The organism is Pantoea sp. EKM103V, from assembly GCF_011800365.1.
GTDB lineage: Bacteria > Pseudomonadota > Gammaproteobacteria > Enterobacterales > Enterobacteriaceae > Pantoea > Pantoea anthophila.
The window spans coordinates 36,300-52,059 of record NZ_JAALFQ010000010.1 but is presented as its reverse complement, the minus strand read 5'-3'; the positions used below and the strand labels follow the sequence as shown (position 1 = coordinate 52,059).

Here is a 15,760-nt window from a genome sequence, read left to right as displayed (position 1 = left end):
GTCGGCCGGGGCTTTCTTTATGCTTCCGATGCGTAAACGATAAGGTTACACTGCGCCGCGTTATCTGATGCCGGAGTCCCCTATGTCGTTGATTTGCCCGCTTTGCCACTCTCCTCTGACTTTCAATGCCCGCAGCTGGTCCTGCGAGAATCGCCATCAGTTTGATCAGGCGAAAGAGGGGTATGTCAATCTGCTGCCCGTTCAGCATAAACGGTCGCGTGAGCCAGGTGACAGTGCAGAGATGATGCAGGCTCGACGGGAATTTCTGCAGGCGGGCTACTATCAGCCGCTGCGTGAGCAGGTCGTCGCGCTGCTGCAACCGGTGCTGAACCTGCCGGAGAGCCAGATTCTGGATATCGGCTGTGGTGAAGGCTACTACACCGCTGCGCTGGCAGAGGCGGCAGGGGAAGGCGGACAGGTGTATGGACTGGATGTGGCCAGAATGGCTATCCGCCTCGCCGCTAAGCGTTATCCCGCGGTGCGGTTCTGCGTGGCCTCCAGCCAGCGTCTGCCTTTTGCCGATGGCTCGCTGGATGCCGTGGTGCGGATTTACGCGCCCTGCAATGAAGCGGAACTGGCCCGCGTCCTGAAGCCCGGCGGCACGGTACTGACGGTAACGCCGGGACCGCATCATCTGCAGCAGTTCAAAGCCCTGATCTATCGCGACGTGCAGCTGCATGCGCCAGAGCAGAAAACCTACCCGGGCTTCCGGCAGGTGGCTCAGCATACGCTGCGTTATCCGATGGCGCTGACGGGCGGGGCCGCAACGACCCTGCTGCAGATGACGCCTTTTGCGTGGCGGGCGCGGGAGGCGGTCTGGGAGACGCTGCAGCAGAGCGAGTCGTTCAGTTGTGATGCCGACTTTACCCTGACGCAGTGGCAGCGCGACTAGCGCGCCTCAACCAGCGTATTATAGATGCGCTCCAGATCGTCGAGCTGCTGCACCGCAATCAGCAGCCGGCGCTGCTCCAGTTGAATGACCAGAATGCCATCCTCAGAGAGATTCATGCCCTGAATCCGCCGGTAATCAATCCAGACACCGGCATAAAATAACCCTTCGGCCTTCATCAGCAGCGTGGGCCTGCGCAGCCAGAAAAGCCAGAACGCCAGAAAGCTCAGCACCATCAGCAGGGTAGTGGTGAGCTGCGGGCCGTGATGGCTGATGTTGTTTCCCAGCAGAATCAGCAGCAGCCCGATGAAAATCAGGCTGTCGATTTTGTGCCGTCGCTGCAGGGCGACCCGCAAGCGGACAGGCCCGCGTCGACGCGGCAGAATCACCTCGTCATAAAGGGCAAATAGCAGCAGGGCGGCAATGCAGAGCGCGATCAGCGCATCAGTTAATGACATAACATCTGGCCTCAAACGGGGTGAGCTCAGCCAGTTGTGGCTCAGCTCACTACGCTTAAAAGCCGGGCGCAAGCGCCCGGCCGGGTGCGATTACAGACCGAGCAGGCCGATCCAGTAACCAAAAATACCGATGGCAAAGAAGCCGACGATAATCCACAGCGCGTTGACCTTACGGCGCAACAGCCACATACAGCCGAAGGTCAGCAGTAGCGGCACGATGCCTGGCATCAGCTGATCGAGGATCGACTGCACCGTGGTGACGGTGGTCTTACCGGTGGAGTCGGTGATACGAGACACCACCAGCGGGATGTTGACGTGCGTCCACTTGTTCACCAGCGCGCCCATCACAAACAGACCCAGAATCGAGGCGCCCTCCGTGAGCTTCTGCAGAAATCCGCCGCCCATATCGCTGACGATATCGATCCCTTTGCGATAGCCATACGCCACGCCGTAGTAGCGGGTCAGCAGGCGTGCCAGGTTAAACAGCACAAAGAACAGCAAGGGGCCCAGCAGGCTGCCGCTCATTGCGATGCCGGCACCCAGCGCGGCAAACACCGGACGCACGGTGCCCCAGAAGATCGGGTCGCCGACACCGGCCAGCGGGCCCATCAGACCGACTTTCAGGCCGTTGATGGCACCGTCGTCGATAGGCGCACCGTTGGCACGCTGCTCCTCCATCGCCATGGTAACGCCGAGCACCGGCGCGGCCACATAAGGGTGGGTATTGAAGAACTCCAGATGGCGCTTGATTGCCTGCCTGCGCTCATCATTATTCTCCGGATAGAGACGGCGGATCACCGGCACCATTGAGAAGCAGAAGCCCAGCGCCTGCATACGTTCAAAGTTCCACGATCCCTGAAACAGGTTCGAGCGCATAAAGACGGCGCGGACGTCACCGGGTGTCAGTTTCTTTTCGACTTTCGTAATATCAACCATGTGATCACCTGTTCCTTAATCGAGTTCGTTATCAAGATCGTTCGCGGTCGCCGGGCCGGAAGGGGCCCCCGCTACACGGTTGTATTTCGGGCTGAGCTGAATGTAGAGCACCGCCATCACCACGCCAATGACCCCCAGCGCCACCAGGTTAAAGTTGGTAAAGGCCGCGGTGACAAAGCCGAGATAGAAGAAGGGCATCAGGTAGCCCGCGCGCATCATGTTGATGACCATCGCGTAACCGACCACCACAATCATGCCGCCCGCGATATTCAGACCATTGGTGACCACTTCAGGGATCGAACTGAGCAGGGCGTGAACCGCACTGGTGCCGACGGAGATCGCCACAATCAGTGCCGGGATAGCGATACGCATCGCCTGCAGCAGCAGGGCAGAGACATGGATCCAGGAGATAGCGGTGAGGTTGCCTTTCTCTGCGGCTTTGTCCGCGGCATGCTGGAAGGCGACAGTCAGGGTTCGCACGATGATGGTCAGCACCTGTCCGGCTGCGGCCAGCGGGATGGCCAGCGCGATACCGGCTCCCACACTCTGACCGCCCGCGATCACCAGAATGGTGGAGATGATGGAGGCGAGAGCGGCATCGGGGGCCACGGCGGCACCGATGTTCATCCAGCCCAGCGCAATCATCTCCAGCGTCCCGCCGATGATAATGCCGGTTTTCATATCCCCCAGCACGATACCAATCAGGGTACAGGCCACCAGCGGACGGTGAAACTGGAACTCATCCAGAATCGACCCCATGCCGGCAATACAGGCAACGATAAAAATCAGAATAATTTGTAGCGAGGTTATTTCCATCATACTTCTTGTCCTCAGCAGGATAGCGAAAATGAGCCCGGAAACGCAGGCGCAGCAGCTCTTCTGTTACGCGTTTACTTTCGCAATCAGATCCATCATTTTCAGTTTCTGATCGCTGGAAACCTTACGCACTTCCAGTTCGATATGGCGTTCATTCAGTTTGCGGAAGGCGGCGATATCTTTTTCATCCACCGAAACCGCATTGTTGACCTGGGTTTTTCCCTGACGGAACGCCATCCCGCCGATGTTGACGGTCCTGATATCGACACCCTGTTCCACCACGCGCAGAACGTCGGTGGGGTTGGTAAACAGCAGCATCACCCGATCCTGACCATACTTTGGGTTATTCCACACCCGAACCATCTTATCGACATCGACCACATGCGCCGTCACGCCGGGCGGCGCGACCTGCGTCAGCAGGGTTTTGCGGACGTGATCCTTTGCCACCTCATCGCTGACCACAATGATGCGCTGAACGTTCGTCTCTTTGGTCCAGCGCGTCGCGACCTGGCCGTGGATCAGGCGATCATCGATACGTGCCAGCCCGATCTTCATATGGTCGCCGGGAGCCATCGGCGTAGCCGGTTGCGCGGGCGCAGCCGGTTTTGCGGCGGGCGCGGGTGCCTCCTCTTTGGCTTTCAGCGCTTTAACGCCGTCACGGCCGGTCTCAACCGCCACCGCCACCAGCTCGGCAAGCGTCGGGTTGTCATCGCGCGCCATCAGCGTTTCGACCAGCATCGGGATATTGACCCCGGCGATGACCTCATACTGCGGTTTATCCACCACGATACGGCTGGCCGCATTAAAGGGACTGCCACCCCAGGTATCGACTAAAAAGAGTACCCCCTGCGTCGTATCCAGTTTTGCCAGCTGCGTTTCATATTTTTCGATCAGTGTTTCTGCATTTTCACCCGGCACAAAGTCTATCCAGCCGACGTTCTCCTGCTCACCTAACAGCATTTCTGCCGTTTTAAGCAGTTGTTCCGCTGCCCAGCCGTGAGTACCAATTACAATCGCAATGGTCACGTGCTACCTCCGTTCACTAAAGAAGCTCATCTGAGTAAATGGCCCTGTCAGAATCGTTTCGGTTATTTTTAACAGGGTGCTGGCGATGACTGGCTGAGCGCCAGAAATCATCGGTTAACACCGTTAAGGCGGTTAGGTCGCGATTTATTTTAGTGATCGAAAAAATAAATTTTGTGACATTGGTCAGTTATTTACCCCACGGCAGAACGAGTGAATCGTTTTATGCATACGATCAACCTCATTACAGATTGTAAAAATAAGAAAATTTTTTGACGCCATTTACCGACCTGATACATTAGCCTTCTGTTTATTACTCAGGAGTGTCGGGCTTCAGCCCACCTTTATGGATCGTCACCGACGTCGCTTAATCTGTTCTTTGCGCCTGCTGGCGCGTCACCTTTCGCCTGACGGCGTTTTCTCTGTTTTCCCGACGACCCGGATGTCACGCCTCGCTGCGCCGACAGCCACCGGCTTACTCTTTTCCCTGTTCAGGAGTCATAAATAATGGAATTTTTATTCGACCCCTCAATCTGGGCGGGTTTACTGACGCTTGTCGTACTGGAAATCGTCCTGGGCATCGACAACCTGGTGTTTATTGCCATTCTGGCCGACAAACTGCCGCCGAAGCAGCGTGATAAAGCGCGCCTGATCGGCCTGTCGCTGGCGCTGGTGATGCGTCTGGGTCTGCTCTCGCTGATCTCCTGGATGGTTACGCTCACCACGCCGCTCTTCAGCGTCGGCGGTTTCAGCTTTGCCGGTCGTGATTTAATCCTGCTGGCCGGGGGCCTGTTCCTGCTGTTCAAAGCGACCATGGAGCTGCACGAAAGGCTGGAGAACCGTCAGCTCGAGGGCGGCGGGAACCGCGGTTATGCCAGTTTCTGGGCCGTGGTGACACAGATTGTGGTACTGGACGCGGTCTTCTCACTGGATGCCGTTATCACCGCCGTGGGTATGGTGAACCACCTGCCGGTAATGATGACCGCCGTGGTGATTGCGATGGGTGTGATGCTGCTGGCGTCCAAGCCATTAACCAACTTCGTTAACGCGCATCCGACGGTGGTGGTGCTCTGCCTGAGCTTCCTGCTGATGATCGGTCTGTCGCTGGTGGCAGAAGGCTTTGGTTTCCATATTCCGAAAGGCTATCTCTATGCGGCGATTGGCTTCTCAATCCTGATTGAGCTGTTCAACCAGATTGCACGCCGGAACTTTATCCGTCATCAGTCAAACCGGCCGATGCGTGAGCGCACCGCAGAGGCGATTCTGCGCCTGATGGGCGGTCGCAACCGCGCGCAGACGGCGAGCAGCAGTAATGCAGGCAGCAGCGAAGAGTCTGCGCTGGCCGAGGCGATGCCGCAGGAAGCCTTTAAAGATGAAGAGCGCTTCATGATTAATGGCGTACTGACGCTGGCGTCCCGCTCCATCCGTAGCATCATGACGCCGCGCGGCGAGATCTCCTGGGTCGATGCAAACCGTCCGCTGGATGAGATTCGCGATCAGCTGCTGGATACGCCTCACAGCCTCTTCCCGGTCTGCCGGGGCGAGCTGGATGAAATTATCGGTGTGGTGCGGGCGAAAGAGCTGCTGGTGGCGCTGGAGCATGGCGTGGATGTGGCGACGTTTGCAGCGAATACGCCTACCATCGTGGTACCTGAAACGCTGGACCCGATTAACCTGCTTGGCGTGCTGCGTCGTGCTCGTGGCAGCTTCGTCATCGTCACCAATGAGTTTGGCGTCGTGCAGGGGCTGATTACGCCGCTGGACGTGCTGGAAGCGATTGCGGGTGAATTCCCGGATGAAGATGAAACGCCGGAGATCGTGGCTGATGGGGATGGCTGGTTAGTGAAGGGCGGCACCGATCTGCACTCGCTGCAGCAGCTGCTCGACTTCCATGAGCTGGTCGATCCGACCGAAGATCACGCCTCGCTGGCGGGTCTGCTGATTGCGCAGAAAGGGCAGTTGCCGCTTCCGGGCGACGTAATCGATATCAGTCCGCTGCACTTTCAGATTATCGAAGCGACCGACTACCGTATCGATCTGGTGCGCGTTACTAAAGATAAGCCACACGATGAGGATGAAGAGGCGTAACGCTTTTCGATGCGCGGTCCGTTACTGAGGCCGCGCTGACTCTCTAAGACAGCCGCTGCCTGACCGCCGCGGCTGTTTTTTTATCTGTGGCGGCAAAGCGCCAGGGCACATCGCTTCCGACGCGTCCGGTTATGAGGGCTGCCGCACCTCCAGCCGGTGCTGCGTCAGCCAGGCCGGAAAGTCCTCCAGCGGCATCGGGCGGGCGAAATAGTAGCCCTGCAGATGATCCACCCCGCGTTCGCACAGGTAGGCGGCCTGCTCAGCCGTTTCTACTCCCTCGGCCACCAGGCTGATGTTCAGGCGCTGCGCCAGGGAAATCACCATATCCGTCACCGTCGCGTTGATCGCGTCCGTGCCGATGGCCGCCGTGAATATCTTGTCGATCTTCAGCACGTCAGGCTGCAAATCCTTCAGATAGGAGAGCGAGCTGTGACCGGTGCCGAAGTCATCAATTGCCAGCCGTACGCCGATCTCGTGCAGTTGCGCAATCACCGACTGATCGACCACCGGCAGGGCATCCCGCTCGGTCAGCTCGACCACCAGTTTTGGCACCGGATTGGCAGGCCACCAGAGGTTCTGCAGATCCTGCAGGATGGCACGGTCCCGGAAATGGCTGGCAGCGACGTTGATGGCGATATGGAAGTCGCGGTCATCCGGTAGCTGGGGTAACTGCCTGACCACCTCATTCAGCACAAAGCGGGTCAGCGGTTTAATCAGGTTCTGACGTTCGGCCAGCGGGATGAAAACATCCGGTGCAATCCAGCCCTGGCGGGGGTTATGCCAGCGCAGCAGCAGCTCGATGCCGTCGCACTCGCCGCTGCTGCTGTTGATCAGCGGCTGACAGTAGACCATAAACTCATTAGCCGTGATGCCATAACTGATTTGCCAGCTCAGGCTCATCCGGTTTGCGGTCGCCAGCCAGACAATGTAGCCCATCAGCAGACTGAGCAGCAGCGCCAGCGGCAGTTGCGAGGGCAGGGTAGCCAGCGCCAGTCGGGTCGGTGAGGGACCATAGAGCGTCAGGGTAAAGGGGTAACGCAGCGAGCCCTGCTCATAGCTCACCTCATCTTCCGAGGGTACGGTCGGCTCAATAAGGGGATTACCATACTCCAGACTCTGGCCGTTAACGTTGAACACGGCACGTTCCACCCAGGGCAGCTGCGGTTCGAGCACATAGTTGCTCATCATCTCGATGTTAATTACCTGCAGAATTCCGGCGCGGTTATCGAGGCTTCTGGGGGTCCACAGCAGCAGAACCGGCGAGCCTTTCAGCAGGTATTGGTCGGTGGACAGGGTCATGCGCTGGTTATTAAAAGCTAAATCGGGGTAGGTCTGGCTGAAGGGGATGGCGCGAGGCCCGTAAATACTGGAGCAGTAGATGCTGTCGTTATCCACCAGCAGAATCGCCCGGACGGTCTGCAGGGAAGAGATTTTTTCAATCAGCGGAAAGCGAACGTCCTGACAGGGGACGCCGACCAGACCCAGCGTGTTATTGGCGGACACCTCCAGCGGCGAGAACATCCGGTCAAAGCGCATAATCGCTTTGTCGGCAAAATCCATTGCCTGCTGCTCAATACGTGACTTCTCTTCGATATAGCGAAAGGCCAGCGTGAGTATCAGCACTACGGTGGCGATTGACAGTGCAATAAGCAAACGCTTTCGTCTGAATTGTCCAACAAATTGCTGGGCCATATACATCAGTATCCACCTTCCCTAAAGCCAGAAAAAAGCAAAAAATATCGGGGTTAATATCGGCACGGCCCCATTAATATTGAGGCCGGAATGCAGAAAAGCGGGTCTGGATAGCTGCGCAGGCCGGACGGCTGCGCGGAAAATACTCTACCGTGTAAACCTGCGCTGAGATAGCGCAGGATGCGGATTTGATTACGTTTGCACGTTATTTGAACGTTTAAACGTTTCGCTTAATCACACTGTACTTTAATGGCCAGACCGCCGCGGGAGGTTTCACGATACTTGGCATTCATGTCCTTGCCGGTTTCATACATCGTCTCGATAACCTTATCCAGAGAGACGCGCGGCTCACTGGTGCGGCGCAGGGCCATACGCGCGGCGTTAATCGCTTTGACAGAGGCGATAGCATTACGCTCAATGCAGGGCACCTGCACCTGTCCGGCGACCGGGTCACAGGTCAGACCCAGGTTATGCTCCATGCCGATCTCAGCCGCCACGCAGACCTGCTCCGGGCTGCCGCCCAGCAGCTCTGCCAGCCCGGCCGCCGCCATGGAGCAGGCAACGCCGACTTCACCCTGGCAGCCCACTTCTGCGCCCGAGATGGAGGCGTTCATCTTATAGAGCACGCCAATCGCCCCCGAGGCGAGGAAGTAACGCAGGAAGATATCGGGCGTTACGGGTTCGATAAAGTGATCATAGTAGGCGAGCACCGCAGGCACGATACCGCAGGCACCGTTCGTCGGGGCGGTCACCACCCGGCCGCCCGCCGCGTTCTCTTCATTGACGGCCAGCGCAAACATATTGATCCAGTCGATCACAATCATCGGGTCGCTGGAGTGTTTGGTTGAGGAGGTGAGCAGGCGACGCAGCGACGCGGCGCGGCGTGGCACACGCAGAGGACCGGGCAGGACGCCCTCGGTATTCAGACCGCGATCGATACAGGCCTGCATTGTCTGCCAGATCGTGGCGAAGTAGGCATGGATCTCGTCGCGGCTGTGCAGCGCCAGCTCATTTTTCATCACCAGGCCGGAGAGTGACAGGCCGGTTTCACGGCAGTGCGCCAGCAGATCTTTGGCAGAGTGGAACGGCCACGGAACCGAGACCTCATCCAGCGCCGACTGGCCGAAATGCTCTTCATCAACAATAAACCCGCCACCCACGGAATAGTAGGTTTTTGACAGGATCAGCAGGTCGCCGGCAAAGGCCAGCAGGCGCAGGCCATTTTCATGCAGCGAGAGATTCTCACTGCGAAACACCATGCCGCCTTCGCGCGGGAAGTCGACTTCGTGTGCCCCTTTCGCCACCAGCAGTCGCTCACGCTGCTCAACGTCTTTGATAAAGGCAGGGATCGCATCAATATCAACGGTGTCCGGTGATTCGCCCGCCAGACCCATAATGATGGCGATGTCGGTGTGGTGACCCTTGCCGGTCAGCGACAGGGAACCGTAGACATCCACAGCGATCCGGGTGACCTCCTGCAGCTTTCCCTGTTCGCAAAGCAAGTCCACAAACTGTTTACCCGCTTTCATCGGGCCGACAGTATGCGAACTCGAGGGGCCGATGCCCACTTTGAACATGTCGAAAACACTAATCACAGGTGACACTCCTCACAATTATTCTCACTCTGCCGGGGCAGTTTATGGCGCTAATAGTAATGGTCATGCACCGGAAAAGAGCAGCTTTTCGCATGAAATAAACTTATCAAAACCGATAGAAAATATTATAGCGGGGCCCGGCAGGGAGTTGACGGGCTTCCGGGAGGATCGGGCGGGAAAAGGGGTGGTCAGAAGGCGATCTGCGTGCTCAGTGCGCGGATTATTCCGGCGGTCATCCCCCACACCAGATAATCCTGATAGCGTGACAGCCAGACCGGGTGCCGGACACCGGCCCGGTGAACCTCCAGCGAACTGTAGCGGCTGAGCCGTAACGCCTCAGCCAGCGGCATCTCAAAGGCGCTGTGCACCTCATCCGGGTTGAGGGTTAAACGCAGATTGGCCGGAATAATTCCCAGCACCGGCGTCACCTGAAAACCGGTACTGCTGGTCACCGCAGGCAGCGAACCGAGTATCTCGACCTGCTGCGGTTCGATGCCCACTTCTTCATGGGCCTCGCGGAGTGCTGTGGCGATCAGCGAAGTGTCGTCGTCATCCTGCATTCCGCCGGGAAAGGCGACCTGTCCGGCATGTTTGCGCAGGGCGTGTGAGCGCTGCGTCAGCAACAGGCCCGGCTCAGGCCGCGCCACGATGGGCACGAGGACTGCCGCGTGCCGGCCAGAGAGGCGCTGCGTCGTGCGCGCCGGCTGCTGCAACAGAAAGCGGCAGCGAAAAGTCTCAAGCGTCAGAGCCAACTGAACCTCCCGATTGTTCCAGTGCCGGTAAGATCCGGCTCACTTTGTCCAGCGTCTCCTGATATTCTGCGTGCGGATCGCTGTCTGCTACCAGACCGCCACCGGCTGCACAGTAGAGCTGCTGGCCCTCGGCAATCAGGGTGCGAATGGTGATGCTGCTATCCATTCGTCCACAGAGGCTGAGATAGCCAATGCTGCCGCACCAGGCATTGCGCCGCTGGGGCTCCAGCTCATCGATGATCTCCATGGCCCGGATCTTGGGCGCGCCGGTAATCGAGCCTCCCGGAAAACAGGCCCGCAGCAGGTCGGTAGCCTGCAGAGGGTCGGGCAGCCGCGCACGAACCGTACTCACCAGATGATGCACGGCGGGAAAGGGTTCTACCTCAAACAGTGCCGGCACGGTAACGGAGCCGGGCTGCGCCACGCGGCCAATGTCATTACGCAGTAAGTCGACGATCATCAGGTTCTCGGCCCGATCTTTCTCCGCATGGCGCAGCGCCTCCGCCTGCTGCGCATCCGCTATCGGATCCGCGCAGCGTGGCCGGGTTCCCTTAATCGGGCGGGTTTCGATCTGCCGGTTATTCAGCGACAGGAAACGCTCCGGCGACAGGCTGAGGATGGCACTCTCCGGCAGGCGAAGAAAAGCGCTGAACGGCGCACGGTTAGCGTCATTCAGCTGACAGAACGCCTGCCACTCATCTCCCTGATAAGCCGCCTGGAAACGCTGTGCCAGATTAACCTGGTAGCAGTCACCGGCCTGGATATAGTCCTGAACCGCCGCGAAGCGGGCGGCATAGTCGGCGTAGCTCAGATTAGAACGCCAGCCGCTGGTCAGTGAAAAGGGCAGCGCCTCACGCGCGGGCCACTGTGTCAGCCAGGTGAGCCGCGCCTGCGCCGCCTCCAGCGCCACCAGGGTCAGGGTCTGCTGATGGTGATCGGCAATCAGCGCCCAGTCATAGATCCCTACGGCCATATCGGGCGTGATGAGGTCGGCCTCGGCCCTGGCGGGCAGCGTTTCAAACCGGCGGCCCAGGTCGTAGCCAAACAGACCCAGCGCGCCGCCCTGAAACGGCAGCGTCTCACTGGCGGCAGGCGTCACGCCCAGCGCATCGCACTGCTGCTGCACCAGCAGCAGAGGGTCGGCGGCCGATTCACGGGTGCCGCTGCGATCGCTGATCGAGGTGATCGCCCCGCGGGTCACCAGGGTGGCGCGGGGATTGGCCGTCAGAATATCAAAGCGGTTATCGCTGTGGCTGGCCTGGGCGGAGGAGAGCAGCATCGCCCAGGGCAGATGGGCAATGGGGGCAAAACGCCGGGTCAGCGCATCCGGGGTATAATCAAGCGTGAGGGTTTCAACAATCATCGGGCAGAAAAATCAGCAAGCAAAGAGGCGGTCAGACTGACATATTTTTTCCTGACTGGCACCTGTTAGTTCCGCATGGGATACTGTCTGACCCAACACAGGAGCAGAACATGTTTACAGGATTACCAGCGCTCTCTCATGAGCAGCAGCAGCAGGCCGTCGAGCGTATTCAGGAATTGATGGCAGGGGGTTTATCGAGTGGTCAGGCCATCGCCCAGGTGGCGCAGGAGATCCGGCAGACTCACTCGGGCGAGCAGATCCGGGCGCTCTTCGACGACGAAGATGACGAAAACGAAGAAGAATAACGCCCGCTCTGCTTAACGTGCAGCGATAATTTTTATCTCAATTTTGTACTTTGGATTTAACAGCCCGGCCTGAACCGTACAGCGCACCGGTGCATTACCGGGAGAGACCCAGGCGTCCCAGGCGCGGTTCATGGCAGGGAAATCAGCCTTATCCACCAGAAACAGCGTGGCATCAAGAATTTTGCTCTTGTCACTGCCGAGACGCGTCAGCATCGCATCAATCACCGCCAGCGCATTGGCCGTCTGCGCTTCGGCGTCGGCGTCCAGGTTTTCCGGCACGCTGGTGTAGTAGATCGTGTCATTGTGAATCACGGCTTCGGACATACGGTGTTCCGGGTCAATACGGGTAATACTCATCGGCTTCTCCCTGAATAAAGTGGGAGGTAGCCTGCCATATTCCCCGCATCGCTGTCACCCCTCACAGGCAGCGCTTAACAATCGCCTGCCTGTCTGCCATCACCTGAGGTGCCATCCGGAAGGTGGTAAAATATTTGACCTCTGCCCCTCGCCCGTAAGGCGAGACATCCGCAAAGATAGAATCCTCCCAGGTAAAGACGCTGATCGCACTGCCGCTGGGCCGGGTATGGGTCGTGTCATCGCGGGCAACCACGCTGGTCGTGGACCAGCCGCGATAAATGCAGTCGCTGAGTTGAGGAACGGTGCGGGTGCTCTGGCCCTGAAAGAGGGGTTCCTGCAGACGCGCCTGATCGGGGGTGGGGGCCTGACAGCTGCAGAGCAGCAGCACGCCAGTCAGAGAGCCGATGCGGAAAGTTTTCATAGCAATCCTCCGCCTGAGTCAGGCAGTCGGGTTAAGGCCATCTGCTTAACGCAGCCTGAAGACATCGTTAAGCCAGTCTCAGCACGTCAGCTTACGGTTGCCACATCCCAACGGTAAGCCGATTTAATCATTATAATCCGGGTGGTTATTTCCTGCTGTTATCCTCTGCATTTGCTGACTGCGTCACAGGCTTTAGCGCGCAGGCAGGGACGGAATGCGGCAGCGGCCGGCTGGCGAGGCGCGGGAATGCAGGACAGGCCAGGCGTAAAAATGGTATAAATCAGCGAAATATCGCGCCACAGGATGAGGATGAGCACATGGCGAATACGCAGTATCTGTTTTGGGTGATGGCGGGCGCACTGACGCTGCTGTTTATTGTAATTTCGGCCTTTGTCGGTCTCTCTAAAGGCAGTAAGCAGGGTTTTATCACCTTTGCTCTGCTGTTTATTGCCATGCTGGCGGGCGCGTTTTATATCCGGCACTAGCACAGCGCGGCGTCACCTCGCGATCGTTTTCAATCTGTTACAACGATCTTACGCCTGGCTCACAGTTCACAAGGAAACTCAGCGGCCTCCGGCGCCGGTTAACTATGATCAGATCAAATAGCAGTGCTGCTATTTATCACCGGAGGTAATTATGTCTGAACGTCCAGATTACGATGAGCCATTGCCAGATGATGCTGAGATCTACCCGGAAGATGAAGAAGAGGATGAGGAAGACGATCCGACCGTAAGAGATGTCTGACACCGGTCGCCCCTCTGCTAACACCGCAAAACCGCCTGTGCGCCGTTTTGCGGTTCTTTATTTCCGCAGCAGATTCATGTGCGATGAAAATAGCGTTCAATCCCGGCTTAAATAATCCTGCGCACGCACAACGTTAATGAAACCCGCCTCTTTTCCGTCGTCACTGGGTTATTTCCTCTCCGTTTCTTCCCCGTATTCACGGACACCGCGAATTAAACGTTCAGTGGATGTGACTTTATGCCGCAGGGGAAGCATTAACAGCAAGTTCAGGAGGACTCGCTGGCTGTCAGCAATCTGCCCGCCTCTTCGTAAATCATTGATAAACCTCCGTTTTGCTTTGTCTGTGCAATACTGACATAATTACAGTGTTTTTGCCGTTCTTAGTGAGGGTATGTGGCAGACGATTTTGCAGTGGATGGCGCGCTGGCGCTGGGTATCCCGGGTTTTAAGCCGCGGGAAGCACAACGCGAGATGGCGCAGGCGGTCTCTGAAGCCGTAAAAGAGCAGGGTGAACTGGTCGTCGAAGCCGGTACCGGTACCGGTAAAACTTACGCTTACCTGGCACCCGCCTTACGGGCCAATAAAAAAGTGATTGTCTCGACCGGATCCAAAGCGCTGCAGGATCAGCTCTATGGGCGCGATCTGCCCACCATGGTCAGGGCGCTGAAGTTCAAAGGCAAAACCGCGCTGCTGAAAGGCCGCTCTAACTACCTCTGTCTGGAACGCATGGAACAGCAGTCGATGGCGGGTGGCGATCTCACCGCGCAGGCGCTCACCGATCTGGTGACGCTGCGCAGCTGGTCATCACAGACCGAAGATGGCGACATCAGCAGCTGCGCGGGCGTGACCGAAGACAGCCCGGTCTGGCCACTGGTCACCAGCACCAACGATAACTGCCTGGGCACCGACTGCCCGCGTTACAAAGAGTGCTTTGTGGTGAAGGCGCGAAAGCGCGCCATGGACGCGGATGTGGTGGTGGTGAACCACCATCTTTTTCTCGCCGACCTGGTGGTCAAAGAGGGCGGTTTTGGGGAACTGATCCCTGAAGCGGATGTGATGATCTTTGACGAAGCCCATCAGCTGCCCGACATCGCCAGCCAGTATTTTGGCCAGCAGCTCTCCAGCCGTCAGTTGCTCGACCTCGCCAAAGATATCATCATCGCCTACCGCACCGAGGTGCGCGATGCCCAGCAGCTGCAGAAATCCGCTGACCGTCTGGCGCAGTGCGCGCAGGACTTTCGCCTGTCACTGGGCGATCCCGGCTATCGCGGGAATCTGCGTGAGCTGCTGAGCGACAACGCCATTCTGCGGATGTTTACGCTGCTGGATGATGCGCTCGAACTCTGTTACGACGTCATCAAGCTCTCTCTGGGACGTTCAGCCCTGCTGGATGCCGCTTTTGAACGCGCCGCGCTCTATCGTACCCGGCTGAAACGGCTGCGGGCCATCAACGAGCCGGGCTACAGCTACTGGTATGAATGTACCTCACGTCACTTTATCCTGGCGCTGACGCCGCTCTCCGTCGCGGAGCGTTTTCGTGAAGTGATGGATAACCGTAAAGCCGCGTGGATCTTTACCTCAGCCACCCTGGCAGTGGATGAGAAGATGGCGCACTTCTCGGAACGGCTGGGTGTCAATGCGGCAAAAAGCCTGATCCTCAACAGCCCGTTCGACTTTGCGAAACAGGCGCTGCTCTGCGTGCCGCGCAATCTGCCTGAGCCTAACCGTCCGGGGGGCGCCCGCCAGCTGGCCACGATGATGAAGCCGCTGATTGACGCCAACAAAGGTCGCTGCTTCTTCCTCTGTACTTCACACCTGATGATGCGTGAGCTGGCGGCCGAATTTCGCGCCTCGATGACGCTGCCGGTGCTGGTGCAGGGTGAAACCAGCAAAGGCCAGTTGCTGCAGCAGTTTATTGAGAAGGGGAATGCGCTGCTGGTCGCGACCAGCAGTTTCTGGGAAGGGGTGGATGTGCGCGGGGATGCTCTGTCGCTGGTGATCATCGACAAGCTGCCTTTTACCTCACCGGAAGATCCGCTGCTGAAAGCCCGGATGGAAGATTGCCGGATTCGCGGCGGCGATCCCTTTGCGGATGTGCAGTTGCCGGATGCGGTGATCACCCTGAAGCAGGGGGTGGGACGGTTAATCCGTGACACCGACGATTGCGGCGTGCTGGTGATTTGCGATCAACGGCTGGTGTCACGCCCTTACGGCGCGCTGTTCCTTAACAGTCTGCCGCCGACGCCGCGCACCCGGGACATCCGTCGCGCCATCGCCTTTATCCGCCAGCAACCCGAACCAGACGCATAATTCTGTGCTAA

Annotated in this window: 15 protein-coding genes; 5 read left to right on the top strand and 10 right to left on the bottom strand. The window is 58.1% G+C overall.

The window, feature by feature from the left end:
- The first annotated feature begins 82 nt into the window (after window positions 1-82).
- Window positions 83-892, top strand: coding sequence for a 23S rRNA (guanine(745)-N(1))-methyltransferase (rlmA, locus tag HFD97_RS17675; protein WP_140028629.1), 810 nt, complete (start codon window positions 83-85; stop codon window positions 890-892).
- Here the strand turns inward: rlmA and HFD97_RS17670 are convergent.
- From HFD97_RS17670 to manX, 4 genes are all read right to left on the bottom strand, one after another.
- A complete protein-coding gene (locus tag HFD97_RS17670) occupies window positions 889-1,347 on the bottom strand; it encodes a DUF986 family protein (protein ID WP_009089817.1) in 459 nt (152 codons plus the stop codon). The genes rlmA and HFD97_RS17670 overlap by 4 nt on opposite strands.
- 90 nt (window positions 1,348-1,437) lie before the next feature.
- Window positions 1,438-2,283: a PTS mannose transporter subunit IID gene (locus tag HFD97_RS17665; RefSeq protein WP_009089819.1), complete on the bottom strand. Its 846-nt coding sequence runs from the start codon at window positions 2,281-2,283 to the stop codon at window positions 1,438-1,440.
- 15 nt (window positions 2,284-2,298) lie between these two features.
- A complete protein-coding gene (locus HFD97_RS17660) occupies window positions 2,299-3,099 on the bottom strand; it encodes a PTS mannose/fructose/sorbose transporter subunit IIC (protein ID WP_009089820.1) in 801 nt (266 codons plus the stop codon).
- A 66-nt stretch (window positions 3,100-3,165) separates the two neighbouring features.
- Complete coding sequence (manX, locus tag HFD97_RS17655) at window positions 3,166-4,125, bottom strand: PTS mannose transporter subunit IIAB (RefSeq protein WP_167430757.1); 960 nt, start codon at window positions 4,123-4,125, stop codon at window positions 3,166-3,168.
- 504 nt (window positions 4,126-4,629) lie between these two features.
- On the opposite strand from manX, the gene HFD97_RS17650 reads away from it, so the two are divergent.
- A complete protein-coding gene (locus HFD97_RS17650) occupies window positions 4,630-6,210 on the top strand; it encodes a TerC family protein (RefSeq protein WP_046101951.1) in 1,581 nt (526 codons plus the stop codon).
- A gap of 129 nt (window positions 6,211-6,339) precedes the next feature.
- On the opposite strand, the gene HFD97_RS17645 is transcribed toward HFD97_RS17650, so the two are convergent.
- From HFD97_RS17645 to pabB, 4 genes are all read right to left on the bottom strand, one after another.
- Window positions 6,340-7,908: an EAL domain-containing protein gene (locus HFD97_RS17645; RefSeq protein ID WP_058957301.1), complete on the bottom strand. Its 1,569-nt coding sequence runs from the start codon at window positions 7,906-7,908 to the stop codon at window positions 6,340-6,342.
- A 224-nt stretch (window positions 7,909-8,132) separates the two neighbouring features.
- On the bottom strand, window positions 8,133-9,497 hold the full coding sequence (locus tag HFD97_RS17640; protein ID WP_046101949.1) for an L-serine ammonia-lyase: 1,365 nt from the start codon (window positions 9,495-9,497) through the stop codon (window positions 8,133-8,135).
- Window positions 9,498-9,685: 188 nt separating this feature from the next.
- Complete coding sequence (locus HFD97_RS17635; RefSeq protein ID WP_167430758.1) at window positions 9,686-10,249, bottom strand: CoA pyrophosphatase; 564 nt, start codon at window positions 10,247-10,249, stop codon at window positions 9,686-9,688.
- The gene (pabB, locus tag HFD97_RS17630) at window positions 10,233-11,612 is read right to left on the bottom strand and encodes an aminodeoxychorismate synthase component 1 (RefSeq protein WP_167430759.1); all 1,380 of its coding nucleotides are present in this window, start codon (window positions 11,610-11,612) and stop codon (window positions 10,233-10,235) included. Before pabB ends, HFD97_RS17635 begins: the two co-directional genes overlap by 17 nt.
- 110 nt (window positions 11,613-11,722) lie before the next feature.
- Between pabB and HFD97_RS17625 the strand changes: the two genes are divergently transcribed.
- Window positions 11,723-11,917 (top strand): YoaH family protein, encoded by a 195-nt coding sequence (locus tag HFD97_RS17625; protein WP_009089830.1) that lies wholly within the window; start codon window positions 11,723-11,725, stop codon window positions 11,915-11,917.
- Window positions 11,918-11,929: 12 nt separating this feature from the next.
- Here HFD97_RS17625 and HFD97_RS17620 read toward each other — a convergent pair whose 3' ends face one another.
- Together HFD97_RS17620 and HFD97_RS17615 are read right to left on the bottom strand one after the other, a co-directional pair.
- Entirely contained in the window at window positions 11,930-12,274 is a 345-nt protein-coding gene (locus HFD97_RS17620) for a RidA family protein (RefSeq protein ID WP_009089831.1), read from the bottom strand.
- Window positions 12,275-12,335: 61 nt separating this feature from the next.
- Window positions 12,336-12,695, bottom strand: coding sequence for a hypothetical protein (locus tag HFD97_RS17615; RefSeq protein ID WP_167430760.1), 360 nt, complete (start codon window positions 12,693-12,695; stop codon window positions 12,336-12,338).
- Between the two features lie 317 nt (window positions 12,696-13,012).
- Here HFD97_RS17615 and HFD97_RS17610 point away from each other — a divergent pair, with 317 nt between their 5' ends.
- Both HFD97_RS17610 and HFD97_RS17605 read left to right on the top strand, forming a co-directional pair.
- Entirely contained in the window at window positions 13,013-13,180 is a 168-nt protein-coding gene (locus HFD97_RS17610; protein WP_009089835.1) for a hypothetical protein, read from the top strand.
- A 652-nt stretch (window positions 13,181-13,832) separates the two neighbouring features.
- The gene (locus HFD97_RS17605) at window positions 13,833-15,749 is read left to right on the top strand and encodes an ATP-dependent DNA helicase (RefSeq protein WP_167430761.1); all 1,917 of its coding nucleotides are present in this window, start codon (window positions 13,833-13,835) and stop codon (window positions 15,747-15,749) included.
- Window positions 15,750-15,760: the final 11 nt, after the last annotated feature.

Coding starts and splice junctions, on each gene's coding strand:
- rlmA (WP_140028629.1), top strand. CDS start 83: ATGTCGTTGATTTGCCCGCTTTGCCACTCTCCTCTGACTTTCAATGCC.
- HFD97_RS17670 (WP_009089817.1), bottom strand. CDS start 1,347: ATGTCATTAACTGATGCGCTGATCGCGCTCTGCATTGCCGCCCTGCTG.
- HFD97_RS17665 (WP_009089819.1), bottom strand. CDS start 2,283: ATGGTTGATATTACGAAAGTCGAAAAGAAACTGACACCCGGTGACGTC.
- HFD97_RS17660 (WP_009089820.1), bottom strand. CDS start 3,099: ATGGAAATAACCTCGCTACAAATTATTCTGATTTTTATCGTTGCCTGT.
- HFD97_RS17650 (WP_046101951.1), top strand. CDS start 4,630: ATGGAATTTTTATTCGACCCCTCAATCTGGGCGGGTTTACTGACGCTT.
- HFD97_RS17645 (WP_058957301.1), bottom strand. CDS start 7,908: ATGTATATGGCCCAGCAATTTGTTGGACAATTCAGACGAAAGCGTTTG.
- pabB (WP_167430759.1), bottom strand. CDS start 11,612: ATGATTGTTGAAACCCTCACGCTTGATTATACCCCGGATGCGCTGACC.
- HFD97_RS17625 (WP_009089830.1), top strand. CDS start 11,723: ATGTTTACAGGATTACCAGCGCTCTCTCATGAGCAGCAGCAGCAGGCC.
- HFD97_RS17620 (WP_009089831.1), bottom strand. CDS start 12,274: ATGAGTATTACCCGTATTGACCCGGAACACCGTATGTCCGAAGCCGTG.
- HFD97_RS17615 (WP_167430760.1), bottom strand. CDS start 12,695: ATGAAAACTTTCCGCATCGGCTCTCTGACTGGCGTGCTGCTGCTCTGC.
- HFD97_RS17610 (WP_009089835.1), top strand. CDS start 13,013: ATGGCGAATACGCAGTATCTGTTTTGGGTGATGGCGGGCGCACTGACG.